Source organism: Gemmatimonadota bacterium, assembly GCA_026706345.1.
Classification (GTDB): domain Bacteria; phylum JAAXHH01; class JAAXHH01; order JAAXHH01; family JAAXHH01; genus JAAXHH01.
Genome location: JAPOYX010000198.1, coordinates 14,770 through 41,191 on the forward strand (window position 1 = coordinate 14,770; position 26,422 = coordinate 41,191).

The 26,422-nt window shown below is 61.1% G+C and carries 20 protein-coding genes; 7 read left to right on the plus strand and 13 right to left on the minus strand.

Annotated elements, in window-relative coordinates; translation table 11 throughout:
• Positions 1-40: 40 nt before the first annotated feature.
• Positions 41-1,258, minus strand: coding sequence for an aminotransferase class V-fold PLP-dependent enzyme (locus OXG98_13235; protein MCY3772967.1), 1,218 nt, complete (start codon positions 1,256-1,258; stop codon positions 41-43).
• Between the two features lie 232 nt (positions 1,259-1,490).
• Here OXG98_13235 and OXG98_13240 point away from each other — a divergent pair, with 232 nt between their 5' ends.
• Entirely contained in the window at positions 1,491-2,948 is a 1,458-nt protein-coding gene (locus tag OXG98_13240; GenBank protein MCY3772968.1) for an arylsulfatase, read from the plus strand.
• Between the two features lie 47 nt (positions 2,949-2,995).
• Here OXG98_13240 and OXG98_13245 read toward each other — a convergent pair whose 3' ends face one another.
• Positions 2,996-3,199: a hypothetical protein gene (locus OXG98_13245; protein ID MCY3772969.1), complete on the minus strand. Its 204-nt coding sequence runs from the start codon at positions 3,197-3,199 to the stop codon at positions 2,996-2,998.
• Positions 3,200-3,414: 215 nt separating this feature from the next.
• Here OXG98_13245 and OXG98_13250 point away from each other — a divergent pair, with 215 nt between their 5' ends.
• From OXG98_13250 to OXG98_13265, 4 genes are all read left to right on the plus strand, one after another.
• A complete protein-coding gene (locus OXG98_13250) occupies positions 3,415-4,488 on the plus strand; it encodes a DSD1 family PLP-dependent enzyme (protein ID MCY3772970.1) in 1,074 nt (357 codons plus the stop codon).
• A 67-nt stretch (positions 4,489-4,555) separates the two neighbouring features.
• Positions 4,556-5,446 carry a TauD/TfdA family dioxygenase gene (locus tag OXG98_13255; GenBank protein ID MCY3772971.1) on the plus strand — a complete coding sequence of 297 codons (891 nt, stop codon included), beginning with the start codon at positions 4,556-4,558 and terminating at the stop codon, positions 5,444-5,446.
• A gap of 65 nt (positions 5,447-5,511) precedes the next feature.
• The gene (locus OXG98_13260) at positions 5,512-6,744 is read left to right on the plus strand and encodes an RtcB family protein (GenBank protein ID MCY3772972.1); all 1,233 of its coding nucleotides are present in this window, start codon (positions 5,512-5,514) and stop codon (positions 6,742-6,744) included.
• A 5-nt stretch (positions 6,745-6,749) separates the two neighbouring features.
• Positions 6,750-7,940 carry a mandelate racemase/muconate lactonizing enzyme family protein gene (locus OXG98_13265; protein MCY3772973.1) on the plus strand — a complete coding sequence of 397 codons (1,191 nt, stop codon included), beginning with the start codon at positions 6,750-6,752 and terminating at the stop codon, positions 7,938-7,940.
• 44 nt (positions 7,941-7,984) lie between these two features.
• Here the strand turns inward: OXG98_13265 and OXG98_13270 are convergent, their stop codons facing one another.
• Positions 7,985-9,697 carry a peptide ABC transporter substrate-binding protein gene (locus tag OXG98_13270; GenBank protein ID MCY3772974.1) on the minus strand — a complete coding sequence of 571 codons (1,713 nt, stop codon included), beginning with the start codon at positions 9,695-9,697 and terminating at the stop codon, positions 7,985-7,987.
• 154 nt (positions 9,698-9,851) lie between these two features.
• Here OXG98_13270 and OXG98_13275 point away from each other — a divergent pair, with 154 nt between their 5' ends.
• Positions 9,852-10,637, plus strand: coding sequence for a phytanoyl-CoA dioxygenase family protein (locus OXG98_13275; protein MCY3772975.1), 786 nt, complete (start codon positions 9,852-9,854; stop codon positions 10,635-10,637).
• A 92-nt stretch (positions 10,638-10,729) separates the two neighbouring features.
• Here OXG98_13275 and chrA read toward each other — a convergent pair whose 3' ends face one another.
• From chrA to rlmB, 3 genes are all read right to left on the minus strand, one after another.
• Positions 10,730-11,896 (minus strand): chromate efflux transporter, encoded by a 1,167-nt coding sequence (gene chrA, locus OXG98_13280; GenBank protein ID MCY3772976.1) that lies wholly within the window; start codon positions 11,894-11,896, stop codon positions 10,730-10,732.
• Between the two features lie 62 nt (positions 11,897-11,958).
• The gene (gene ppdK, locus OXG98_13285; GenBank protein ID MCY3772977.1) at positions 11,959-14,661 is read right to left on the minus strand and encodes a pyruvate, phosphate dikinase; all 2,703 of its coding nucleotides are present in this window, start codon (positions 14,659-14,661) and stop codon (positions 11,959-11,961) included.
• 95 nt (positions 14,662-14,756) lie between these two features.
• Positions 14,757-15,491, minus strand: coding sequence for a 23S rRNA (guanosine(2251)-2'-O)-methyltransferase RlmB (gene rlmB, locus OXG98_13290; protein ID MCY3772978.1), 735 nt, complete (start codon positions 15,489-15,491; stop codon positions 14,757-14,759).
• Between the two features lie 424 nt (positions 15,492-15,915).
• Between rlmB and OXG98_13295 the strand changes: the two genes are divergently transcribed.
• On the plus strand, positions 15,916-17,364 hold the full coding sequence (locus OXG98_13295; GenBank protein ID MCY3772979.1) for a lipopolysaccharide biosynthesis protein: 1,449 nt from the start codon (positions 15,916-15,918) through the stop codon (positions 17,362-17,364).
• Here OXG98_13295 and OXG98_13300 read toward each other — a convergent pair.
• From OXG98_13300 to OXG98_13330, 7 genes are all read right to left on the minus strand, one after another.
• On the minus strand, positions 17,309-19,111 hold the full coding sequence (locus OXG98_13300; GenBank protein ID MCY3772980.1) for a CRTAC1 family protein: 1,803 nt from the start codon (positions 19,109-19,111) through the stop codon (positions 17,309-17,311). The genes OXG98_13295 and OXG98_13300 overlap by 56 nt on opposite strands.
• 47 nt (positions 19,112-19,158) lie before the next feature.
• Positions 19,159-19,611 (minus strand): hypothetical protein, encoded by a 453-nt coding sequence (locus OXG98_13305; GenBank protein ID MCY3772981.1) that lies wholly within the window; start codon positions 19,609-19,611, stop codon positions 19,159-19,161.
• A gap of 47 nt (positions 19,612-19,658) precedes the next feature.
• Complete coding sequence (locus tag OXG98_13310; GenBank protein ID MCY3772982.1) at positions 19,659-20,819, minus strand: 6-bladed beta-propeller; 1,161 nt, start codon at positions 20,817-20,819, stop codon at positions 19,659-19,661.
• 17 nt (positions 20,820-20,836) lie between these two features.
• Positions 20,837-22,450, minus strand: coding sequence for a tetratricopeptide repeat protein (locus tag OXG98_13315; protein ID MCY3772983.1), 1,614 nt, complete (start codon positions 22,448-22,450; stop codon positions 20,837-20,839).
• Between the two features lie 96 nt (positions 22,451-22,546).
• Complete coding sequence (locus OXG98_13320) at positions 22,547-24,160, minus strand: multiheme c-type cytochrome (GenBank protein MCY3772984.1); 1,614 nt, start codon at positions 24,158-24,160, stop codon at positions 22,547-22,549.
• A gap of 416 nt (positions 24,161-24,576) precedes the next feature.
• The gene (locus OXG98_13325) at positions 24,577-25,560 is read right to left on the minus strand and encodes a PorV/PorQ family protein (GenBank protein ID MCY3772985.1); all 984 of its coding nucleotides are present in this window, start codon (positions 25,558-25,560) and stop codon (positions 24,577-24,579) included.
• Between the two features lie 81 nt (positions 25,561-25,641).
• A partial coding sequence (locus OXG98_13330) for a hypothetical protein (protein MCY3772986.1) occupies positions 25,642-26,422 on the minus strand: 781 nt, incomplete at its 5' end.

Consider the following 26,422-nt stretch of genomic DNA (forward strand, 5'->3'; position numbering starts at 1 on the left):
AACCTTACACGCGGCGGCAAGCGGGGGTTTATCCTTCGGCCTATTCCCCGTCTTCGAAGACCTCGTCGCGCCGGGTGGCAAGCACGGTCTTCAAGGCCTCGATGAACCGGTCGATGTCCTCGTAACAGTCGTAGAAATGGGTAGAAATGCGGAAGACGGGCTGATTGCCCGCACGGGTTGCGGCGATCTGAATGCGGTACTCCTCCCACATGAGCCCCACGACTTTGTGGAGGTTGCAGCCATCGATGGTGAAGGAGGTCAGGAATCCGGACATTTCGGGCCCGGGCGGTACGGTCATTCGCGCGCCTTCAATCTCGTCCATGACCAGTTCACGCAAGTATCGGGCCAGGCCCAGGCAATAGCGCCGTATCCGGTCTTCCCACCCGATGCCCAGCTGATAATCGATAGCCGCACCCAGGCCGGCGAAATGGGTCACGTCGTGGGTACCCGTCACGTCGAACCGGGCGGCATGGCCGTACGGCGCGGTATTGTATCCCAGAATGGGCGCCGGCAGCGCGCTCAGGTACGGATCCGCGACATAACAGATACCCGTCCCCTTGGGCGCCAGCAGCCATTTGTGCGTGCTGCTGGCGTAGAAATCGCATCCCCAGGCTTCGATGTCTACCGGCACCATGCCGACCGCATGTGCGCCGTCCACCACGGCCACGGCGCCGTGCTCATGGGCCAGGGCGGTCAGCTCATCGACAGGCGCCACGAGACCTGTGGTGCAGTAGACGTGGGAGAAGATCATTACCTGGGTACGTGGCGTGATATGGGCGGCGAAGGCGTCGACGATCTCCCCCGGTGACTCGGGCGGCGTCGGCAGGGGAACCTTGCGGATCAGGACGTGCTGTGTCTTTGCCATGTGTTCCCACATGCGCTGGACCGAGGGATATTCCTGGTCGCTCATCAACACCTCGCCGCCGGGCTGCAGGGGCAATCCGCGGGCGGGAACGTTCATGCCCATCGTGGTGTTGAGTACCAGGGCCACATTTTTCGCGGAAGCCCCGGTGAACCGTGCGACCTTTTCGCGGGCCGACTCGACCAGGGGTCCCATGAGCCGGTCACCCTGGTTGTGCAACGGATTCGCCTCCACCTGCCGCAGCCACTCGATCACCTGCTCGATGACGGGTCTCGCGGACGGACCCACCGAGCCGCCCTGGAGGAAAGTCACGCCGTCCTCGAGGTAGAACTGGCGCCGAATGTCCGCCCAGAACACCCTCTCATCATCGGTAATGGGTTTGTCGCGCGCGGCCATGGGGCGATTCCTCCTGTGATGGGTCTTTCAGCCTCCGAAACGGGGATCCCGTCATGCATGAAATGTGGAAGAAACCGCCCCAATGTCAAGGGGATAAACGGCTTAACGCAGGTCGTATCCCGTGATGCAAGGTGGACTTCAAATCTTGACAGTGGACACCGGACGAGTAAGTTATGGATCCTCCTTCGACCAGTTCGATCTTTGGTGTCCGCATCATCCAGGAGCAACCGGCTTGTCCCGTCCCAACGTCGTATTCATCATGGCGGACCAGATGCGCGGCGACTGCATGAGCTGTGACGGCCATCCGGTGGTGGAAACGCCCAATCTGGATCACCTGGTCGCCCGGGGCGCGCGGTTTTCTCACGCCTACACGGCAGTCCCATCCTGTATTCCCGCCCGTTCAACCGTGATGACCGGCATGGACCAGTGGCACACGGGCGTCCTCGGCATGGGACGGGGACAGGGACCCATACCCGACGACTTCCCCCATACCCTGGCCGGTACGCTCGCGGATGCCGGATATGCCACCCACCTGGTCGGAAAGGGGCATTTCACGCCGCAGCGCGCGGACATGGGTTTTCAGTCGGCGGAACTGGACGAATCCGGCCGGCTGATCGCCCAGGGACTGCGGGACGAGTACCGCCAGTGGTTCGACCGGGAGAAAAAACGGGACATTACGCCGGACGACCACGGGGTCAACTGGAATTCGTGGATCGGGCGTCCCTGGCATACAGAGGAGTATCTCCATCCGACGGCCTGGACCATGAGCCGGGCGATCCACTACATCGCGGGGCGGGATCGATCCAGACCCTTCTTCCTCAACATCAGCTTCGCCCGTCCCCATTCGCCGTACGTACCGCCCGCCTGGTACTTCAACCTGTACCACGACCGGGAAACTCCGGCCCCGTACATCGGCGACTGGGCGGCGACGCACGACGCGCCCTTCGACGCCACGGACGTCAACGCCTGGCACGGAAAGCTGTCGGCCCCGCGCATTCATCGCGGCAGGTCCGGATACTACGGAGAGATCTCGTTCATCGACACCCAGATCGGCCGGCTCAAGAACTGGATGGAACGCCATGCCCCGGAGGCCTGGACCAACACCTGGGTCATCTTCACGTCCGACCACGGCGACATGGTGGGCGACCACCACCTGTGGCGCAAGACCTACGCCTACGAGGGCAGTGCGAGGATACCGCTGATCATCTGCCCGCCGGCCCGTTGGGGCGAACGGGTGATGTCGCCCGTTCCGGACGGCGTGGCGGAACTCCGCGACATTATGCCTACGATCCTGGACGCAGCGGGATTGGAAGTGCCGCCCACGGTGACGGGGCGTAGCCTGCTTCCGCTGATGCGAGGCACAACCGACGGCTGGCGAGACTATATTCACGGGGAACACTGCTGGTGCTACGCCCCTGAACAGGAAATGCAGTACGTGACGGACGGGCATCGGAAGTTCATCTGGCTGCCGCGAATCGATGAGAAACAGTACTTCAATCTGGACGAGGATCCCGGTGAGTGCCGCAACCTGGTGGGCGATCCTGCCTATGAGAAGGAAATAGAAAAGTGGGAAGGCTATCTCGTGGCTGAACTCGAGGCGCGAGACTGCGGTTGGGTGGTCAACGGCCGACTGCACTGCCCGGACGGACCACTGGTGTCTCCCTTCAAAGACGTCAGGTACAGGGGATGAACCGTGACTGAAGGAAGAGTATCGGCGAAATCCGTTTTGTGAACTGGTTACGAAGTATGACGCTGACTGAGCATGATATCTTCAATTCGGGCGATCCGGTGCTCTAACTTCCCGATATCTTCCCGAATACGGGTTTCCATGCTATGCATCTCGACCCTCAGTTCCTGCCGGCCCGCCTTGGCTTCCCGCCAGAAGAAGACGAAGGCCGCCAGCAACACGGCCGGTTGAATCAACAGTCCCGCAAACTCCATGATATCCTCCTGCGATTGGGCGCCGATACACTAAACGTCCTTGACGGAGCGTTGCCGAGGTGGTACACAGTGAACAGTCTGTAATATCATCGAATTCTCGAACGATTTGTCTTTTTCGCTCTCATCTGCCAGAGACAGCCGTTGGCCTGGCAATCGATGGGACGCACCGCTAACGGAAGGCCATGAGAGGGGAACACACTTTGGACGAGATTGGAATGCGCAAGGAGGATCTGGATACACCGGTTCTGTGGGTAGACCTGGACCGTCTCGAGGACAATATCTGTACCGTGGGACAACGGCTGAAGAAAGCCGGCGTGGACTGGCGCCCGCATATCAAGGGGGTCAAGATTCCGGCAATCGCCCACAGGTTATTGAAGGCCGGGGCCATCGGGGTCACCTGCGCCAAGCTCGGCGAGGCCGAGGTCATGGTCGCGGGAGGCATCGAGGACATCCTGATCGCCAACCAGGTGGTGGGACCGCAAAAGTATACTCGTCTGACCCATCTCTGCAGGCAGGCGGACGTGAAGGTCGCCGTCGACAGCGACGCCACGCTGGAGGAACTCGGCCGTATCGCGCGCGAAACCGGCGTCGAAGTCGGCGTGCTCATCGAACTGAACACGGGGATGGAACGCGCCGGAGTCCGGCCCGGCGAACCGGTCGTCGAACTCGCCCGAAAGGTCCACCAGGCCCCCGGCCTGCGGTTCCGGGGCGTCATGGCCTGGGAGGGACACGCCTGCGTGGACGAAAATTCCGACTGGAAGCACGGAGAGATCAGGCGGGCCGTGGGAGATCTCGTGGACTCCGCGCAGCGCTGCAGGGCCGCGGGACTGCCCTGCGACATCGTGAGCGGCGGAGGAAGCGGCACGCTTTCGGTCACCCCCGACCTGGACGGGATCACCGAGATTCAGGCGGGCGGTGCGATCTTCAACGACGTGATGTATACCCTGTGGGGGGTTCGCACCGACCCGGCCATCTTCGTGCAGGTGACGGTCACCAGCCGCCCCGAACCGGACCGCCTGATCGTGGACGCCGGGTTCAAGACGGTGCCCGCGTGGTTCGGCATGCCCATGCCGGTGGGCGTCGAGGGTGTGGAGACCGTGCGCATGTCCGCGGAACACGGGACCGTGACCTTCAACGGACCGAATCACGAGATCGCCGTCGGAGACAAACTGGACCTCATGGTGGCTTACACCGACGTCACCCTGTTTCTCCACGATCACCTCTATGGGATCCGCAACGGGGTCGTTGAAACCGTCTGGCCCATCCTCGGCCGCGGAAAACTGCGCTGAACTGACGGAAGTTCGCCGAATCGAGGCGTCCCTTCAGCCAGATCAAACCATCAGGAACGCATCCGGCATGACCACTAAGTCCAAGTACGCCACCCTCACCCAATCCGGCTTCGGAGCCGAACTCGGGGATCTGAATCTCGCGCGGCTCGATGAAGCCATGGTCAACGAGGCCATGGACGCGTTTCACGAAGCGGGCGGGCTGATCGTCATTCGCGATCAAGCCCACATCGAACCTGCCCATCTCCGCCGTTTCGTGACCCGGTTCGGGACGCCCGAGGGCAACGAGAAATACGATCCGGCATTCCTGGTTCCGGGTTACCCCGATATACTGCGCATCGGAAACACGAAGGAGAACGGAAAGTACACCGCGCTCTTCATCCAGGCGGACCCGCCACCGCTGCTGTGGCACATGGACGATTCTTTCCGCCATCCCCAGCCGATCGGGTCCTGCCTGTTCTGCATCCGTACGCCTCCGGAAGGCGGGGAGACCGGCTTCGCGGGCATGACCGCGGCCTATGAGGATCTGCCGGACGATGTCAAAGCACGTATCGATTCAATCCAGACCGTCCATTCCTACAACCACCTCAACGAACTGCTCAGGAAGAAGAATCCGCACCGGCCGCCACTCAGCGAGGCGCTGCTCGAGCAGTTTCCTCCAATCGCCCGGCCCCTGGTCGCGCGGCATCCGGAGACCGGACGGAAATCCCTTTACCTGCCCCTCTGCCACATCGAATCCGTCGAAGGCATGGACAAAGCCGAAGGAAATGCACTCCTGAACAGCCTGCAGTCCCACGCGACGGGCAGGGATTTCACCTATATGCACCGGTGGCGTCCGGGCGATCTGGTGGTCTGGGACAACCGGTGCACGCTGCACGCCCCCACGCCCTTCGATGATACACGCTACGAACGGCTTATGTACCGGTTCACCTTCAGCGGCCGACAGATCATCGGATTCTGATCCGCCGGGCCCCTGCGAATTCGATTCGTATTCGACTTGAACCTTGTAACGAGGACGCTGGCTCATTGGCAAAACCTGTACCCTACCGGCAGTGGGGACGCGACCTGGACGCGCAGTCGGTTCAGCAGATGGAACGGGCCTGTTCCCTGCCCGTGGCCCTGGCCGGCGCGCTGATGCCGGACGCCCACGTGGGTTACGGCCTGCCCATCGGCGGCGTGCTGGCCACGGACAACGCCGTCATTCCCTACGCCGTGGGGGTCGACATCGCCTGCCGGATGAAGCTGACCGTCCTGGACTTGCCGCTGAATACGCTGCGGCATGACCGGGGAACGGACCGGCTGAAGAAGGCCATCTCCGCCGAGACGCGCTTTGGCGTGGGGGCCCGGTTCAAGAAACGCCGAAACCACCCGGTCCTCGACCGGAACTGGACCGTCTCCCCCGTGACCAGGAAAGCCAGGGACAAGGCCTGGAGCCAGTTGGGCACCAGCGGAAGCGGCAACCATTTCGTCGAATTCGGAGAGTTGACCCTGCACGAACCGCTAAAAGGGCTGGATACCGGTACCTACCTGGCGCTGCTTTCCCACAGCGGAAGCCGGGGGACCGGGGCCATGGTCGCCTCCCATTACAGCAGGCTGGCCATGTCCCTGCGCCCCGAGTTGTCCAGGGAACAGCGGCATCTCGCGTGGCTGGACCTGGACACCGAGCCGGGACAGGAGTACTGGGCGGCCATGGAGCTCATGGGCCACTACGCGGCGGCCAACCACGCGTGCATACACCGCCACATGGCCGGCCACCTGGGCGCGGAAGTGTTGCTGGACCTGGAGAATCACCATAACTTCGCGTGGAAGGAAAGGATCGACGTCCCCGGCCAGCCTGGTCAGCCCGGCCAGACCGGCCAGCACGGGCAATGGAAACCGGACCGGAAAGCGATCGTGCACCGTAAAGGCGCCACGCCGGCCGGCCGTGGCGTACTGGGCATCATACCCGGCTCGATGGCGAGCCCCGCCTACGTGGTCCGCGGGAAGGGGAGCCGGGACGCCATGAATTCGGCCGCCCACGGCGCCGGCCGCGTGATGAGCCGCAAAAGGGCGATCCGGAGTCTGAACTGGCAGGACGCCAACCGGATGCTCCGGGAGAAAGGCGTCACGCTCATGTCCGCCGGCCTCGACGAAGTCCCCTTTGTATACAAGAATATCGAAGCGGTGATGGCGGCACAGACCGACCTGGTGGAAGTGGTGGCCCGATTCGATCCCAGGCTGGTGAAGATGGCGCCCGCCGGTGAGAGACCGGAGGATTAACCCCCATGAAGATCTTGAATGTCGAAGCCTTCGCGGTACGAATCCCGAGAGAAGCCGGCCAGGAATTGCGTGAAGTCGGCCCCGGCGCGCGTGGCGGCGTATCCGCTGAACCCGGCGCGTCCTCCGCGTATTTCATACCGGAGGCCAGGCATGCCTTCAAGTCCGACATGCACGAGACCCTGGTGGTGCGTGTAATGACCGACGACGGTCTCGTCGGCTACGGCGAGGGGCAAAGTCCCATTTTACCTGATTCTACACGAAACATCGTGGAAGACCTGTGCCGTCCCGTCCTGATCGGCGCGGACCCGTTCGACGTGGAATACCTCTGGCAATACCTTTTCGAAGGCATGCGGGAAAGGGGACATCCGACCGGCTTCTACGTCGACGCCCTCGCCGCGTGCGACATTGCGCTGTGGGACTTGAAAGGCAAGGCGCTGGACCTGCCGGTGCATAAACTGCTCGGGGGGCGGTTTCGGGACCGGGTTGAACTTTATTCGGGATGCGCCGGCCGCGACCCCGGCACCGCGGCGGACCGAGCCGAAAGCCTCGTGGCCGCGGGCTACCGCGGTCTGAAACTTTCCCCGGCAAGGGACCGCAAGGGAACAGTGGCCATCGCCGCGGCCGTCCGCGAACGCGTCGGTCCGGACATTGCCGTCATGGTGGACGTGCACACCGAATTCGACGTGGCCGAGGCGATCAGGCTAGGCAGGGAACTGGAAGCGCTGGACGTCTACTGGCTGGAGGCGCCGACCTTACCCGAAGACCTGGCGGGTCACGCGGCCGTGACCCGGGCGCTGGACATGCACGTCGCCAACGGAGAGTGGTACCGCACCCGGTTCGAGATGAAGGAAGCCTTCGAAAGGAGGACCTGCGATGTGGTGATGCCCGATATCGGCCGTACGGGGCTGACCGAGGGGAAACGTATCGCCGTGCTCGCGGAGACCTACAACATCCCCGTGTCGCCCCACATCGGGGGCGGCGGACTGCTGTCCATCGCCGCGACCATCCAACTCTCCGCGGCCATCCCCAACTTCCTGATCATGGAACACGGTCACGAATCCTATCCCACGCGGTGCCGCTACGCGCTGGAAGCCCCGCAACCCACAGGCGGCGCGTTTCCGGTGACGGACCAGCCCGGCCTGGGCGTCCGGATCGACGATGAAGCGCTGGAAGAGTTCTCAACCCCCCTGCAGTAGGTACAGGTCATCGCGCGCAAAACCGCCATTCACCATCATTCACGTCAGTCCAGGGCGGATTTCAGCCAGTCCCAGAGGCCGCGGCCGTCCGGCTGATCCGCCGCCGCACGGTCCGTATCCCTGAAATAGCCGTTCATCCAGGTCAGGTTGGACCAGACTTCCATGCCGAGCCGGTTGGGGAGGAGGGTAGGGCTGTAGAAATCGGGTTTCCAGAGACGGTGTTCTACCGGAAACCAGAGGAAGATGCCGCCCACGTCCTCCACGAGCCTGCGTTCGGCGGCGTGGTAGATGGCGTACCTTTCCTCGGGCGGACCCATGAACTCGTTGCCCTCGCGAATAAGCCGTTCGAAGGTATCGTCGTGCCAGGCGTGGCGGCCGCTTGACCGCCAGAGCCCGAGGAGGTTGGCCGGATCCGGGAAATCCTGGCTGTAGGCCACCAGGGCCAGCGTCACTTCGTGGTTGTTCAGGCCGTCCGTGAACACCTTGCGTTCGATGACCCGGACCCCGACCCGGACGTTCAGCGCTTCGGCGATCATCGCCTGGATGGCCTCGGCGGGCAGGCGGGTGGTATGGGAATCGTGGGCACGGATCCAGATGTCGACCTGGGGAAACCCCTTGCCGTCGGGATATCCCGCCTCTGCCATCAACTGCCTGGCGCGATCGGGATCGTAGGGCAGCATATTGCGGAAGACCTCCGGTCTCGAGCCCGGGAAACCGGGGGCCAGCATGCTGTAGGCCGAAACGCCCACGTCCTTCAGGGCGGAGTCCATCAGAGCCGTCCGGTCGATGGAATGGGCGAAGGCTTTCCGGACGCGCAGGTCGTCGAAAGGCGGATTGTACGTATCCATGGTCATGTAGAACGTAACGAAGTTGACCATGGAATGTAGTTCATGGCGGAGCACCGGGTCGCTCTTGACCCTCCCCAGGGACGCCTGCCCATTCAGGAGGATCATGTCCACCTCGTCGGCCGTATATGCCGAGAGCATGAGCGGCACGGCCGACTGGGAAAACACCCGGATGATCACCTGGTCGAGAAAGGGCGGCATCGAGCCCCGGTACATCGGGTTGGCGTCCAGGATGATGATTTCGTTCTTGCGCCATTCCGTGAGCTTGAACGGTCCGGAAGACACGTGGGTCTCGGCCCGGGTGGACCACTCCTCGCCGTACTTGGCCACGGCGTGCTCCGGCGAAGCCCAGCTCATGATGAGGTTATAGGGCAGGTAGGGTACGGGCTGCTCGGTATGGACGGCCAGCGTCGTATCGTCTATCGCCTCCACGCCCAGCGAATCGACGGGCAGTTGGCGGGCGACCACGGCGTTCCAGTTCTTGATGATCTGGTAGTGCCATTCGAAATCGTAGGCGTTGTCAGGGTCCGCCCCCCGGCGAAAGGTAAAGACGTAGTCGTGGGCGGTGAAGGGCCGGCCGTCGTCCCACTGCATCCCGGACCGCAGGTGGAAAAGCCAGGTGTATCCGTCCGGCGTGGCCTCCCAGGACCTGGCGGCGGCCGGTACCAGATCGTAGTTATGGTCCTGGCGGACCAGCGGCTCGGATATGAGATTCGTGGCCGGACTGCGCTTGTATATGGTCTTGAACCACTCCATGTACGTCCCGTCCATCTCGAAAAACCGCAACCGCTGCCGCTCCGGCGGCGCGGCATCTTCGGGCAATTCGACGCCAATGGAGTTGACCCGCTGGGCGGAGATTTCCGGGGCCGAAAGAAATACGAATACCAAGAGGTATAAGAGGATTCGTCGCATGGGCCTTAACTTGAAGGGGGAGCGTTTACTCGATATCGAAACAGCAGTAAACCTCTTCTCTATATCGTATGGAACCCGTAGATTGTCAATGGATTCACCCGGCTCATCCGGTTCCCCATCGACGGCCGCCGGTTTGGATGCGAGGTAAGTCCAGATGCCCGATTACTCATATCCCGATCTGAAGGGCATCGGGAAAGACTACGAACGGGATGGATTCGTAATCGTCCGAAATGTTCTTCCGGCCGACCTTGTTCGAGAAGTCGACCGGCATATCGACTGGCTGATGGACCGCCATCCCGAACTGCCTCCCGAATCGCTGGGACACTGGCTCATTGCCGGCGATCCCTTCTGGGTCCGTTTCCTCAGCGACCGCAACCTGCTGGACGTGGCGGAAGCCCTGGTCGGTCCGAACGTGGCATTCTTCGCGGCGGACTACATCTGCAAGCCGCCCCGAAGGGGCAAGGGCGTCCTGTGGCATCAGGACGGACACTACTGGCCCCTCGAGCCGATGGAAGTCATCACCATCTGGTTCGCCATCACCGCTTCGCTGCCCTCCAACGGTTGTGTTCGCGTGATCCCCGGATCGCACAGATCCGGTCTGCACAGCCACTCACCGGAGAAAAAAGACAACTACATCCTCAACCGGGCCGATCCGGACGCGTTCGACGAAAACCAGGCGGTCGACCTGGTGCTGTCGCCCGGTGACGTCTCGGTCCATCACCCGCTGCTGTTGCATGGTTCCAATCCGAACGAGAGCGACGCGTGGAGGCGGGGCGGCTCGATCCAGTACATGCCCGCGACGACGAAGGTCACGCGGGAATGGCCCTGTCTTTTCCTGTTCCGCGGCACTCCCGTCGAGGGGATCAATACCTACCGGCGGTTTCCCGCGTACGAGACCGGAACGCACATGGCGTTTTCCGGTTGCGAGGCCTGGCCGTAGGCCCGCCATTTCGATCCAATCACCAGGGCTGCGTCCTTCGGACCACGTAACTGTCATCGCGCAAGATGATTGCCTGGACGATCGCGGATTCGTCAACCCGGGACGGCTGCCAACACCCCCGCAATGGCAAAGAACGCGACCAGCGCCAGAATGGGCAAATGAATCACCCGCAACATGAAAAACCCGATGATGACGAGCGAGAGATCCATGGCTGAAAAAACCGCGTTGACGAACACGGGCTGGTAAAGCGCGGCCAGCAGGAGCCCGACCACCGATGCGTTGACGCCCGCGACGGCGCCGGCCGCGCCTGGTTTTTTCGCCAGGGTCTCCCAGGTATCGTGAAAGGCCACGATCAGCAGGAATCCCGGTAAGAAAATCCCCAGGGCCGCTATCAGTGCCCCGGTCAGTGCCTGGTCCGGCATCATTTCGGCGCCGAGGAACGCGGACATGGCGAACATGGGACCGGGGATAGCCTGGGCGGCCGCGTATCCGAGCAGGAAACGATCGATGGAAAGCGCCTCGCCCACCGTCTGCTGAAGCAACGGCAATACAACGTGTCCACCTCCGAATACCAGGCTTCCGGTCTGGTAAAACCGGGAAAGCAGGTCGACAGACGGCGACAGGTTTACCAAAAACGGCAGGCCGAGGAGGAGGATAAAGAAGAGCGTCAGCGGAAGCCACGAGAACCGGAGCCTACCTCCGGGCGGAGCGTCTGGCGCGCGTAGAAAACGCCAGCCGACCAGCGCACCTGTCGCCAGGACCGCGAACTGGGTCGCCATCAAGGGGGCGATCAACAGGGCCGACGCGGTCAGTATGCAGAGCGCCCCGGTGAGCCGGCTCCTGCAAAAGTTGGAATACATGCCCAGGACGGCGTCTGCGACCACGACCACGGCCAGCAGTTTCAACCCCTTGACGAATCCGCCGAAATAGACCGTGTCCGTCAGCGTTCCGCCGGCCGTCGCGAGCAGGAACAGCAGAAGGAAAGACGGCAGCGTGAAACCCAGGAAGACGGCAGCGCCGCCGGCGACGCCCGCCCGCTGGTATCCGATGGCAAAGCCGACCTGGCTGGATGAAGGTCCGGGAAGGAACTGGCTCAGGGCGATGAGCCGGCCGTAGGCCGCTTCGTCCAGCCACTTCAACCGCTCCACGAAAACGGCACGGAAGTACCCCATATGGGCGGCGGGACCGCCGAAACTGACACATCCCAGGGCCAGGAACCGCCAGAAGAGTTCCCACATGATTCCGGTGTCCCGCGGCATGGTGCCGCTACGTCTCCGCGCGGACAATGAAGGTACTGAAGAGGGCGCGCGAACCAGACGCCCTAGTCGGACAGCGCCGCCCGGGCCGCGGCCAGGCAGGCGATGGGCACACGGTACGGGGAGCAGCTGACGTAGTCCAGGTCCACACCGTGGCAGAATTCGACTGAAGCGGGATCTCCGCCGTGTTCGCCGCAGATGCCCACCTTCATGCCGTCCCGCGTGGTCCGGCCCCGCTCGACGCCGATTCTCACCAGTTCGCCGACGCCGCTGCCGTCGATGCTGACGAAAGGATCTTCCGGCCAGATCTCGGCGTGCAGATAGTCCGGGATGAATTTCGCGTCGTCGCGGGAGAGACCGAATGTCGTCTGCGTCAGATCGTTCGTCCCGAAGGAGAAGAACTCCGCCTCCTCCGCAATTTCGTGGGCCGTCAGCGCCGCCCGCGGCAGTTCGATCATGGTACCGATCTGGTAGTCCACCTCCACGCCGGTCTCATCCTGCACTTCCCGGGCCGTCCGGCGGACGACGTCGGCCTGCAGACGCAGCTCGTTGATGTGCCCGACCAGGGGGATCATGATCTCGGGAATGGCCTTGATGCCGCGTTTCCGGCAGTCGCTCGCGGCTTCGAAGATGGCTCGAGCCTGCATCTCCGTGATCTCGGGGTAGGCGATGCCCAGCCTGCATCCTCGATGGCCGAGCATGGGATTGGCTTCCCTCAGGTCCTCCAGCTTTCGCTGGAAACGCTCGACGGACACCCCGGTCTGCGCCGCGAGTTGCTCAATGGCCCCGGCCTCGTGGGGCAGAAACTCGTGCAGGGGAGGGTCGAGCGTGCGTATCGTGACCGGATAGCCGTCCATGACCTCGAAAATCCCGATGAAATCGCTTCTTTGAATGGGCAGCAGCCTGGCCAGCGCCTTCCGGCGGCCGGCCTCGTCATCGGCCAGGATCATCTCGCGGACCGAATCGATCCGGTCCTCCTCGAAGAACATGTGTTCCGTCCGGCACAGGCCGATGCCCTCGGCGCCGAAGGCGCGCGCGGTGGCCGACTGATCGGGCTGATCCGCGTTGGTCCGCACCCTCAGCCGGCGGGTCCGGTCCGCCCAGGCCATCAGGCTTTCATACCGCTGATAGACCTCCGAGTCCTCGGCCGGCATGGTTTGCTGCAACAGGACCTGCAACACTTCGGAGGGAATGGTCGGGAGGGCTCCTGCTATAACTTCCCCGGTAGATCCGTCGATGGAGATGTAGTCTCCTTCGGCGATCACCCGGTCGCCGACGCGCATCTGCCGCGTGGCGTAGTCGATGTCCAGCTCGCCGCAGCCGGCGACGCAGACCTTGCCCATCTGGCGGGCGACCAGCGCGGCGTGGCTCGTCATGCCGCCCCGGGCGGTCAGGATACCCGATGCGGCGTTCATGCCCCGTATGTCTTCGGGTGAGGTTTCGATACGAACGAGGATGACCGGATCGCCGCCGTCCGCCCAGGCCTCCGCATCGCGGGCATTGAACACCACCTTGCCCGCCGCCGCGCCCGGACCGGCGTTGAGCCCCCGTGCGAGGACGTGTCCCTCGTTCTCGGCCCGGCGCTTTGCCTCCACGTCGAACACGGGACGCAGCAACTGGTCGAGCTGGTCGGGTTCCACGCGCCGCAGGGCTTCCCGCTCGTCGATCAGCCCTTCCCTGACCATGTCCACCGCGATGGTGATGGCGGAGAAGCCGGTACGCTTCCCGACACGGCACTGCAACATCCACAGGGTGCCGCGCTGGATAGTGAATTCGATATCCTGCATATCCTTGTAATGAGACTCCAGCGTATCGCAGATGCGGACCAGTTGATCATAGGCGTCCGGCATTTCGTCCCGAAGCTGCGCGATGGGCCTGGGCGTCCGAATGCCCGCCACGACGTCCTCGCCCTGGGCGTTGATGAGGTATTCGCCGTAGAACCGCCTCTCGCCGGTCGCCGGATCGCGGCTGAAAGCGACTCCCGTGGCGCAGTCGTCACCCATGTTGCCGTAGACCATGGCCTGCACGTTGACGGCCGTGCCCCATTCGTCCGGTATGTTGTTCAGCTTCCGGTACACCACGGCGCGTTCGTTGTTCCACGAGCCGAACACGGCCCCGATAGCGCCCCAGAGCTGCTCGCGGGGATCGTCGGGGAAATCGGCGCCCGTCCGCGCCTTGATCTCGGCCTTGAACTCGGCGACCAGCGCCTTCAGATCGGCGGCCCCGAGTTCCATGTCCTGCGTGACGCCCGCGCGGGCCTTCCCGCGTTCCAGCAGCGCTTCAAAGGGATCGTGATCTTCATCGTCCGACGGACGCACGCCCATGACCACGTCGCCGTACATCTGCACGAATCGCCGGTAGCTGTCGTAGGCGAAGCGTTCGTCTCCCGACTGCGCGATCAGTCCCTCGACGGTGACATCGTTCAGGCCGAGATTCAGAATCGTGTCCATCATACCGGGCATGGAGGAACGGGACCCGGACCGAACGGACACCAGCAGCGGGTTGTCCGCGCTGCCGAAACCGGCGTCCATGACGGATTCCACCTGCGCCATCGCCTGCCGGATCTGCTCCTCGAGTTCCGCCGGATACCCGCGATCGTGGCCGTAGTAATACGTGCATATCTCCGTAGATATGGTGAAACCCGCCGGAACGGGAATCCCGAGGTGGCTCATCTCGGCCAGGTTGGCGCCCTTGCCGCCCAGAAGCTCCCGCAAGTCCGCGGATCCGTCCGCCTCGCCGCCGCCAAAGTAGTATACATGGTTCGCCATGACGCTCCCGTGCTCCTTTACTCCGTTCAGCCCCTGTCTGCAGGTCGTTTCGCCTAAAAATCAAGGCGTTAGCATAACACTCCGGGGCCGCCGTGTCAACCGATTTGTCGCTGGCGAAAGACCTCGTACAGAACGAGGGCGGCCGCCACGGACGCGTTGAGCGATTCCACGTGCCCGGCGAGAGGGAGCCGCACCACCTCGTCGCAGTTGCGCCGGACCAGGGGCCTCAGTCCCTTTCCTTCGCCGCCTATGACGAGCGCCACGGGTACGGTATAGTCCACCCTGTTGAAAAGAGAAGGACCGTCCGCCGACAGGCCCATGAGCCAGATCCCCTCGTCGCGAAGCGTCTGCATGGCGTTGTTCATGTTCGCCACTCGCGCGACCGGCATGTGGGCGCTGGTTCCGGCGGAAGCCTTGACCGCTGCCGCCGTCAGGCCCGCCGCGTTACGACGGGGAATCACGACGCCGTCGGCACGGACGGCATCCGCGGTCCGAATGATCGCACCGAGGTTGTGAGGATCCTGTATGCCGTCCAGCAGGACCAGGAAGGGGGGAGATTCGGCACGCCGGGCGGATGCCAGGATATCCGCCAGTTCGGCGTACTGGTGTCCGGCCACCGTGGCGATGACGCCCTGATGCCTGCCATCGGTCAAACGGTCCAGCTGGCGCCGGTTCGTGAACTGGAACACGACACCCTGCTTCCGGGCGAGGTCCAGGATGTCGGCGACATCCTGACGCGATACGCCGTCGGCGATAAGGATCCGGTTGAGGCTTCGACCTGCTTCCAGGGCCGTCCTGACCGGATTCCGACCGTAAATGATTTCCGACATTGCCGCCCCCGCTCGCTTGTGGTATTAGACCATCCCGAGGGCAACGGCGCCGCGCTGCCACGACCATGAATTACCGCGACGACCCGTCCCGGCCGCGCGACCGCAGCAACCTGCCACCCGGTACCTCGCCAAGATAAAGACCAGCGTTGTGACAACGAACCTTTTTCGCTCGATCGCGTTCAATATCGAAATCAGCCCGCACGTCCGCGACGAGGTTCCCGGGTGGTGAAACCCACCCGTAAATGCTTGACGTCCCGGACAGCCATCGGTACCATATCGGTGCTCAACGCCTGTATTTCGCTGGTGCGCATGCACCCGGAACGGCCGGTCCGATTCCGGTTTCCCGAAACGGTGCACAAGGCGAAGCGATCACCGATTCCCTCCATGGGCGACGAGAACCCTGGCCGTCCGCCAATCGCGATCCATGTTTCAAGGCCTCAAACGACTCACCACCCATTCGGCGATTTACGGGCTCAGCGACGTGCTCGGCAGGTCCATGGCCTATCTGCTGGTACCGGTGTACACCCATGTCATGCCCGTGGAAGAATTCGGCTACTACGGGCTCGTCTATACCTTTATCGCCCTGACGAACGTCGTTTTCCTCTACGGCATGGACTCGGCCTTTCTCAGGTACTACGTACTGGAGGAGGGGCGCAAGCGGGACACGCTGAGCACCGGGTATCTCACCATGCTGGTCACGTCGGGCGGGCTCGCCGTGATCATCGTCCTGTTCGCCGCCAGGATAGCGCCCCTTATCGCCGTCTCCGCTTCCCTGACGTCGTACGTCCAGCTGGCCGCCGCGGTACTGGCGCTGGATGCCTTGAACGCCATTCCCTTCGCGCGGCTCCGGGGAGAGGGCAGGGCTCCGTTGTTCGCCTCCCTCAAGCTGATGAAGGTGATGATCGAACTGGGTGGAAACTGCTATCTCGTCGTCGTGCTCGACATGGGGCTGGAGGGGATTCTGATCAGCAACATCGCGGGATCGGGGATCGTGTGCCTCATCCTGGCAGGCATAACCCTGCGGCACCTGTCTTTCTCCTGGTCTCGCGAAACCATGGGCCGGCTCCTGAAATTCGGCCTGCCCTACGTGCCCGCCGGCGCCTGCATCATCATCATCGAAACCATCGACCGGCTGATGCTCGAACGGATGGCCGGCACGGAAACCCTCGGTATCTACCATGCGGCCCGGAAGCTGGGCGTCGGCATGCTCATATTCGTCACCATGTTCAGGCAGGCCTGGCAGCCTTTCTTCCTGGAGACTTCCAGGGAGGAAAACCCCAGGCCGCTCTTCGCCCGCGTGCTGACCTACTTCCTCGCCATAGCAGGCGGCGTCTTCCTGGCGCTTTCCTTCCTGATCGACGACCTGGTTCGCCTTTCCATCGGAGGCTATACCCTCATCGAGGCGTCGTACTGGGACGGGATCGGCGTGGTGCCGATCCTGCTGGCGGCTTACGTACTGTACGGTATCTACATCAACCTGACCGTGGGCGTCTACCTGGAGAAGAAGACCATCCTGCTCCCCTTCATCACGACCGCCGCCGCCCTGGTATGCATCCTCACGAACCTCTGGCTTATCCCGGCAATCGGCATGCACGGCGCGGCAACGGCCTCGGCGACCGCCTACGCGGTGATGGTAACCGGGTTGTACCTGGCAGGCCGAAAGTACTACCCGATACCCTACGAGTATATACGGCTGCTCAAGGTGATCTTCGTATGCGGGGTGCTGTACGCGGTGGGTGTCCTCACCGACAGCACCTGGCCCTGGGAAGTCGCCCTGGTCGCGGTCTACCCGGCGGCGCTGGCGGCGACCGGATTCTTCAACGCGGGTGAAGCGGCGTTTGCGCGACGATTCCTGCGCCTTCGCGGATCGTGATCCACTGGCCGCCTTCGACTCCGGTAACGACATCGCGCGTGCCGCCGGGCCAGTCCACCATGACCGAATCCGCCCCGGCGTAGGCGCCGAGTCCGAAATGGGCCCTGAGATCGTTGGCCGCCAGGTAGCTGTAGGCGCTCCGGATTTCCCGCGATTGTCGCACGGCGTCCGTTACCACGGTAACCCGTGCCCCGATGCCGTTGCGATTGCTTCGGACGCCCTCCGTGGAGACCAGCAGACTGGCGGGACCGCCGCTTCCGCCGGTCCCGACGCTTTCGCCGCTTCCGTCAGACCCGCCGCGCACATCGCGCCCCCCGGCGCCGTCGTTTCGCAGCAACAGGGGGACGTCGTTCACCGTGGTGACCAGGATATCGACATCACCGTCGTTGTCCACGTCGCCGAAAGCCGCGCCGCGGTGCACGCGTTCCACCTGAAAGGCAGCGCCGGCGCCGGCGCTGACGTCGGTGAAAGCCCCGTTCCCTTCGTTCCGGAACAGCTGATTGGTCTGGGCGTAAGTAATCGTCGGATCGAACAGGGAGATATTGTCGATCACATGGCCGTTCGCCGCGAAAATATCCAGCCAGCCATCGTGGTCGAAATCCTTGAAGGCCGTGCCGAATCCCAGGAAAAGTAACGTGGGATTGCCTACGCCCGCGCCGAAAGTGGTTTCGGTGAACGTGCCGTTTCCGTTGTTCCGGTGCAGCGAGTTGGGTTCCAGGGAGAAATTGGTCACGTAGATATCCGGCGACCCGTTCCGGTCGTAGTCTCCGATATCCACCCCCATGCCCGCCCGGGCGACGCCATCCTCGCCATACGCCACGCCCGCCAGCAGGGCCTGGTCGGTAAACGTGCCGTCGCCGTTGTTCCGGTACAGGAAGTCCGGCGTCAGGTCGTTGGCCACGAATATATCCGTCCATCCGTCCCCGTCGTAGTCGCCTCCCACGACCCCGAGGCCTTTTCCGCCCGGATTGGCGATACCCGCCGCCACGGAAACATCCGAAAAGGTCCCGTCGCCATTGTTCCGGTACAGCAGGTCGGCCACGCCCTCGTAGATATCGGGTCCGCAGTAGGACTGGATGCCGTCCCGGGAGCAGCGCTTGTTGGTGTCGAAGTCGAATTCGACGTACACGCAGACGTAGAGGTCCAGGTGCCCGTCCCGGTCGTAATCCAGGAACGCCGCGCTGGTCGAGAACGTGGGATTTCGGGGTACCGACAACCCCGCCTGGCCGGTCACGTCCCGGAAAGTCCCGTCCCCCTCGTTTCGGTAGAGGATGTTCTCCCCGTAGTTCGTGACGAACAGGTCATCGTCGCCGTCGTTGTCGTAATCCGCGACGGCCAGGCCCATCCCGTAACCGCCCTCGTTGCCCACGCCGGCCTGGCCGGTCACGTCCGCGAAGGATCCGTCGGCCTCGTTGCGATAGAGAACGCTGGACAGGGGCCGAACCGGCTCAAAACCCGGGATGGCCGCGCCGTTGAGCAGGTAGATGTCGAGGTCGCCGTCCCCGTCGTAGTCGATGAATCCACCACCGGACGCGACCGTTTCCAGGAAGTAGTACCGGCCCGTTTTTCCGTTGGTATGGCGGAACGAGATTCCGGCGGAAGGCGCGATGTCCGTGAATTGCACCTCCGTCCGGATCGAATCCGGCCGGTTATCGGCAAAATCGCAGGAAAGGAAGAGGAACAGGAAGAGGAGAAGTGCCGCAACCCGGGGGCATGGGGACGCCGGAACCCGGTATATAGCATGCATGAGACTACCGATCCTCCCAGCGTCCATGCGTCCGACCGGCGCCCGCGTCAACGGCGTTTTCTCATAAGTACCACGGCCATGGCCGCGAGGACCAGGACACCCAGGCCGATTCCGGTGACGAGAAAACCCGATACCGGTTCACGGATCAGGGGGACTTCGAAGTTTGCACGGGCGTACTTGCCGCCGCCTAGCGCGAATTCGACGGAGGCATCGTGTATGCCCGGGACACGGCGCGTCCACGATATCGGCCTGTCTATGGCCTCGCCGACGGTATCGTGGTAGTGCGTGAACATGTTCCCGTTCGGGTCCTCTATGCTGAGTCGTATGACGCCAGGATAGTACTCGCCCGTGCCTTTCAGCTGCGCGTAAACGACAAACCGGGCATTACCTCCAAGATCGTATGCCTTGAACGTCAGCGTATAGGGCGCTTCCATTTCTAAGGAGGCATCGACCACGGCCTGTTCCGAGTAGGTATAACCAACAAACGTACCGCCGGCCACATGGTCTTCGTCAGGCACCGGACTGCAGCATATAAAGGCGGCCGTCGTCAAGAGTATTGCGAAACGTCCTTGCACCGGCTCAACTCCTCGGGAAAAGAAATCGTATACCTTACGACACGCCCCTCGTCCAATTCCACGAAGTAGATGCGGCCCTGGCGATCCACATGCATGGGAACGCCGCTTACATCCAACTTCGCTGTCATCTCCCACTTTCCTTCCGACGTAAAGAAATCGTACCACCGATCCAGCTTCGTTATCTTGAGTCGCGGCGTGCCCAACGCGTTAAGGCCTATCTGTTCGAACTCCTGATACTCTATGGTGTTCATGATACGACCTTCGGGCAACAAGGCCAATCCACCCGAAATACCCACTGGGGGAGGCCCCAATACGCCGCCCCCCCAGCGCCCCATTGGAACCATTTTGAAAGGCGTAGTTCGATTGAACTCCATTTCCAGCCCGTTTACGCGATCAAACTTCCGTATCCAGTAGGGGTGTTTCGCTGAAACGAAGACATACCCATCCACTGTTGTTTCCATGGCCGCGTCTGAATAAGCAATGAACTGATTGAAGTTCCCTATACGGCGCAGATCCTCGCGAGGATTATAGAATTTGTCTAAAGGATCGCCGGATGGACTGAATTTGTAGATCAATTCATGCTGCGTAATGACGAATATGAGTACATTTCCCTCGGCGTCGATGCGTATGCGGCGGGGCTTGGTCACCTGCGTGTTCCAGATGTCCGCGAAAGTAAAATCCGGATTCAACACCGTTACACGGTCGAGTTCGCTGTCCAGCACATAGAGTTTCTGGTCGGCATCCAGCACCATATCCACCGGCGCCGAGAACTGAAGGGGGCCAACTCCTTCCGATCCGACAGAGGCCAGTAAACTGCCATCGTCCGAGAATTTGAGAATCTGTTTCTGTGCCGCATCGGCGACGTAGATGTTGCCATCCTTGTCCGTAGTCACGCCGAAGACCGAAGAGAAGATCCCTTCAGCTCGACCGTCTATCACCACGTCTTCGATCAGATTCACGTCAGCCGTCTGATCGGGCGAATGTCTGATCGGTGCGTCGCTGATTACCCGCGAAACACCGGCCACAACTTCAATTCTACCACGCCACTGACCATCCTCGGGGACGTCGCCGCAACCCGATACGAGCGCCGCGCCCGTGAGGATCGACAGCACTACGTACTTTAACCGCCTCATGCGCCTCTCCTTCTGTTCTAAGAACCGTTTCTATCTCTCTTGATTTCTTCCCACTTCTTCAACAGTTGGGCGTTTTCCGGCTTGATCCGGATCGCTTCCCGCATCGCCTCGTCCGCTGCCCTGTACTCCCCTCTGGCGTTGAGCACAACCGCCTTTGTTTCATAGGAAAGGGAGTTCGGGGCTATCTTCAAGGCCTTGTCAGCCAACTCCAGTGCGCGGTCCAGGTTTTCACCATGCCGGGTATGGAGCCATGCCAGATTCGTGTAGGCATCCACAAAGGTCGAATCCAGCAGGATAGACTGCTGGTAGGCGCCGCGGGCTTTCTCGAATTCTCCGAGTTGTAGATAAGTCACACCCAGATTGTTGTACGCCTCCACGAAGCCCGGCGCGAGATCCGTGGCGATCCTGAATTCACCGACCGCCTCCTTATAGCGTCCGATGCGCGTCAAGGCCGTAGCCAGGTTGTAATGCGCCTCTGCCGTGCGCGGATGCAGCAATACCAGGTCTTCCGCCTCTTTCACCTCTTCCTGGATGGTCTTGAGCTGCTGAAATCTGTCGAGGAACCCAACCGCTTCACCCTGCCTGCCCAAGGCGTTCAGCGCGTTGCCCAGCGCCAGATATGGCTCGGAATAGCCGGGGTTTGACTTGATGGCCCGATCGAAAGCGCTCAGCGCTTCTTCATGACGCTGCGCAAGGAAATAGGCCGTACCGACATTGTACAGCAGGGAAGCCGATTCAGGATCCAGGGCCAGGGCCTTCTCGTAGAAACCTATCGCTCGTTCCGCCTCTCCAATGCGCATGTTGCTCAGGCCCAGTCCACCGAGCGCCGCCACCGATGATTCATCCACGCGTAGAGCATTCTCGTAAGCCTGAATGGCCTGGTCCGGTTTCCCCTCGCTCAGCGCGATGACACCGAGTTGGATGTAAGCTTCTATAAATCCGGGATCGAGCCGTATTGCTTTTCGAAAGGACTCCCTCGCTTCCTCCAGTTTCCTCTGACCGAACAATACCCGACCCATCGCGTAATGGGCCTCGACGTAACCGGGATCAACGGTCACGGCATTGCCATAGGAAACGGCCGCCTGGCCCAGAGCGCCGAGTTCCTCCTCCGTGAATCCGCGGCCAAACTGAAAGAGGGGATTATCGGGCTCGAGCGTAGTCGCCTCCACCAGGGACGCTATCGAATCCACCAGCCTGCCGGTGATCTGATAGGCCTTCCCCAGGTTGTAGTGCGCATCCGCCCGCTTGGGATCGAGTTCCACTGTACGGCCGAATTCTTCGATCGCCTTTTCGTACTCTTCCTGTCGAGCGTAAAGCAGTCCGAGATTAAAATGTGCGTCGCCATCCTCGGGCCGCAGTTCGAGGACTACCCTGAAGGCCGATTCCGCTGTAGCCAGCTTTTCAAGAGACAGGGCGGCAAGCCCCAGGTTAAAGTAGTTATCCGGATCTTCTTTGTTTTCTTCGATCCGTCTCCGGAAATGCATCACGTCACTATGAAGACGGTTTTCGTCCTCAAGCGTCAGTTGCCTAGGATGTTCCCGGGGAGGATTGTATATGATCGTGGTATAGGGACCGGTATCCGCAAGGAAAGGAATAAACAGGAGAAGAGCGGAAAAGATGATGTTGCGCATAGGCCAAGTTGAACTGCGAACCGGGTTAAGCCTCGACGTCGGGACGGCCGGAGCCAGAGCGGGAAAGGTTGAAGAGCTGCAGTTTCCAGGCACCTGTCAGTCGAAATAGGAACGGATGCGGGCGAGAAGGGTCTGTCCTTGTGGCGGCGAGGAAGCTTGGGTCTGATTGCGTGGCCTGAGCGTAGTCACGTCGGTGGCGACCGTCATGTCTTTCTGCGTCCACTTCTTGAGGTCCGCGAGCGGTTTAAACGCTCTCCTGTAAATCAGGTCTGTATGGACATCTACTCGATCGGCGTCGGACGGCATTTCAAACGTATAGACGGAGACATCGTTTTCCAGGGCCTTGATCCGGGTATCTTCGACGATGCGGGTCGCCTGCCAGTCCATGACATGGGAATTGCCTTTGTCGTCACCGAAAACGAGGGCGAATCCTTTCCCCGGATACCCGGCGTAATTACCCTCTTTCAGGTCGCCTTCTCCGCCGTAGACGGGTACCCGCTGGTCCCCGGTATAACGCAGGGTATCCCCGTTTTCCAGTACCGGCGTTACCAGGAGCAGCATATTCCGTATCGTAATGCCCGATGGAATATGGTGTCCCGTATTAACGTTGCGCACGTTAATGGTGACGGTCAACTCTCCTTGAGACGCCACGGCATCTATGGCCAGGGTGGCAGCGTTCGCCAGCAGCTTCTCCGTCGCACCCGGAAAGTCGTGGTGTTTTACCGTAGCCGCGTCCCGGTCCGCCACCGGCGTCCAGAACTTATCGGCGTCACCGTCGACGAAGGTAGCCAGACCGTAACCGAGCTCCGGCTTCATGTGACAGTCCTGACATTCTATTCCCATGGCCGAATAAGGACTTTCCTTCCACTCCCGGTAAGTATCCATGAACGGAAGGCCGTGTTCGTTCTTGTGTTGGTGGCAGGCAGAACAGTAGTCACTGCTCTGATACTGGGGATTGTAGCTGGCAATCATTGGCGAGGTATGTTCAATACCCGGGATGGGAGAAAAGTTGATCACGTCATCATAGGGCCCGTACACGAACATCGGCGGCAGCCGCCCGGAGATTCGTCGCCGTTCCCTCTCTTCCGCCATGTTGACTCGATGCAGGGTAATGGATCCATTGACGCCGGCTTTCTCATTGACCTCCACGTTCTGGATCTTATGGCAGAAGTCGCAATGGATACCGGCGCCGTCAACCGAACCCGCTTTTCGTTCATATTCCGCCCGTTCGAGTGACTTGTACCCTTGCTCCGTGGGGTAGGCGACGATCGTACGGTTGTAAACCACCTTCAAATCAGTCTTCCCGGGCGAGTTGATGGCGGCCGTCGGCGCGTGACAGTCGGCACATTCTCCCGGGTCATCTGGAAAATCCAGCCGGAAACCCGGACCAACGTTTTCGTTTCCTTCCGCGTCCGTACCATCATAGAGGTTTATCGTCCACGGATTGTCCACGCCCTTGGCGTGTTGCGAAGTGCTCCACTGGTTATAGAGGTCGCGATGGCACAGGTAGCACGTGGGCTCGAAATGGCATAGGTTGCACCCTTCCTCGAAACCCGTATGCGACTGCATCCGCAAATCCTCCAGCTCTTCGGGTTCGGTGCGCAGGTCAACCAGTGACCGGTGGGGCGTGATGAAATCGTAACTGCTATCGTCTTCCTCCGGCACCCTTTCCATGATTATCGTTGTATATGAGGTTTTCGGATCTGCCATGACGCCGCCATTTATCCAACCTTCCTTTCCGGCGGTGATGACGAAATCCTGCACCGGTTCGCCTGGTATTTCCAGCGTAAACCTTCCGTTTGAATCGGTGACCACAAAATCCGGACTGCCGTGTTCCCGCACGCGAACACCAGGAATCGGCTTCTTTCCATCCGTAACCACCCCGCTGACCTGAATAGCTGCGGCGTCCATGCTGAGGAAAGCACAGCACAATGAAGCAAGACTCATGGATATGAAGTACGGGAATCGCATTTTCCTGACAAACCACCTATGCTCGGTCCGCAAACGGATCCAATCAATTCTTCTATACAAACGGAATCCCTCATCGAACAGACTGAGGGATTCCTACTGCCCCCTGCTTGACCACTACTACTTCATTCCATTAGCGCCTACTACTGGTACCCATGCTAGAAGCCAACGCCAACGGAAATGCGATGTAGATCATCAAGGAGGTCGAACTGGGTGTATGCGTAGTCGATGTTAAGACTCAACTCACCCTGGCTGAATCTCAGGCCGGCACCCGCGGAAAGCCCCTCATCCTGGCCGCCGCTGTATCCGACTTTCCAACCGACACGACCCGCGAGGTACTCATTTACCCACCATTCGATTCCCGTATTGAGTACGGAATCGAATTCACGGAGCTTCCAGAGTTCGGCACTGACCATGACGCTTCCCACCGGAAGTGACGCCGGTTCGCCAGCGAACCCGATCCGGAACGTCGTCGGCAGAATATCTCTGGCATTGGATTCATCAATAAACTGCATATCCGGCCCGAAATTCTGAAACGACGCGCCAATACGGAAGTTTCTAAAATCGGTGGTATAAATGGTACCCGCATCGAACGCGACTGCCCTGCTCGTTCTGTCGACGTCGCCCGCGCCACTCGTACCTTCCGAAATGAACTTTACGGATCCGCCGACCGCGAAGGAATCCGTCAATCGACGCGCGTAGCTCGGACCGATCGCCAGGTCGGTGACCGTAAAGTTCTGACCAGCCGTATCAAACTGGTGCGTCGGGTCCGTCGAGGTAGTAAAGGGTATATCGCCGGAAAGCAGCGAATGCACACCTAAACCGACGGCACCGTTGTCACCGAGATTCCACACCAGGGCGGCGCTGAACAGTGTCATTTCTGCAAAGTACTTTGTATATGAGACACCTACCGCGCCTCTGCCCTCTACGAACACCATGGTTGACTGATTCGTCAGTGCGGCGAATGCTCCCAGATCCGTATAGGCTGTGGCAGAAGACGCGAGTCCGGCGGCGCGCGCGCTAGAATCGAGCGTCAAGAACTTCGTCGCGGCGCTTCCGCTTTTGGAAACCTGGGCATGTGCCGGGACCGACAGGGCCATCAGCAGTCCCGCGATCATACCCCATCGAACGAATGCTTTCATTGGAAATCCTCCCTGAATCAGGTGTGTCCTGCACTCCGGCCACCCTACATGGGGCATAGGGAGTGCAGGACTTGCCGTTCCTTACCGCCGGACGTATAGTTTCAGGGTCTTCGTGAAATTCACGCCGCCAATTTCAGCTTCGATGACGATGATGTAAAGACCGCTGGAAACGGGAACGTTCGAATTGTTCTTCAAATCCCATTCGTCTACACCGCCGGTCGTCTTTGCAGTCGGCAACGAGAACTGGTCAACCAGCAATCCCGCCGCATCAAAGATCGTGACCCGACTCGGAACCGGCATATTGAAGAACTTCACGGACTGCGATCTCGTTGCCAAATCCCACTGGGCCTGGAATACGAAGGGATTAGGCGCAACGGTGACCAGATCCGCGAATTCCGCCTGACCGCTAACCACGCTGTTTCGAACGATCGTGGTCGGGATGACGTCCTGGCCCGGAACCTGCGGCCCTATGGTCAGACCGCGATACGGCCACTGACCATGCCAGCGTCCGTCCGTGCCGTTCGCGTTCATCGTGTAAAAGCTTTCCAGACCGTTGATCGTACGGACGATCTGCTGCTGCGTCGAACTCTGATCGAGCACATAATTGTCGAAATCATACTGAACAGCGCTCTCGTTGTCCACCGCGGCAACATAGTACCAGTAACTGAAACCGATCAGTACGGAAGGATCTTCGAACATGTATCCGCTCTTACCAATCAGGCGAGGATCCACTTTGATACCGCCCACGCTGGTAATCTGCGAATCACCCGATCCGATGGCGTCGGCATAACGATCCGGGAAACTACCCATCCCGATAGCCGTAGTCGCGCCAACCTCGACATGAATATCTCCGCTGTGTGCA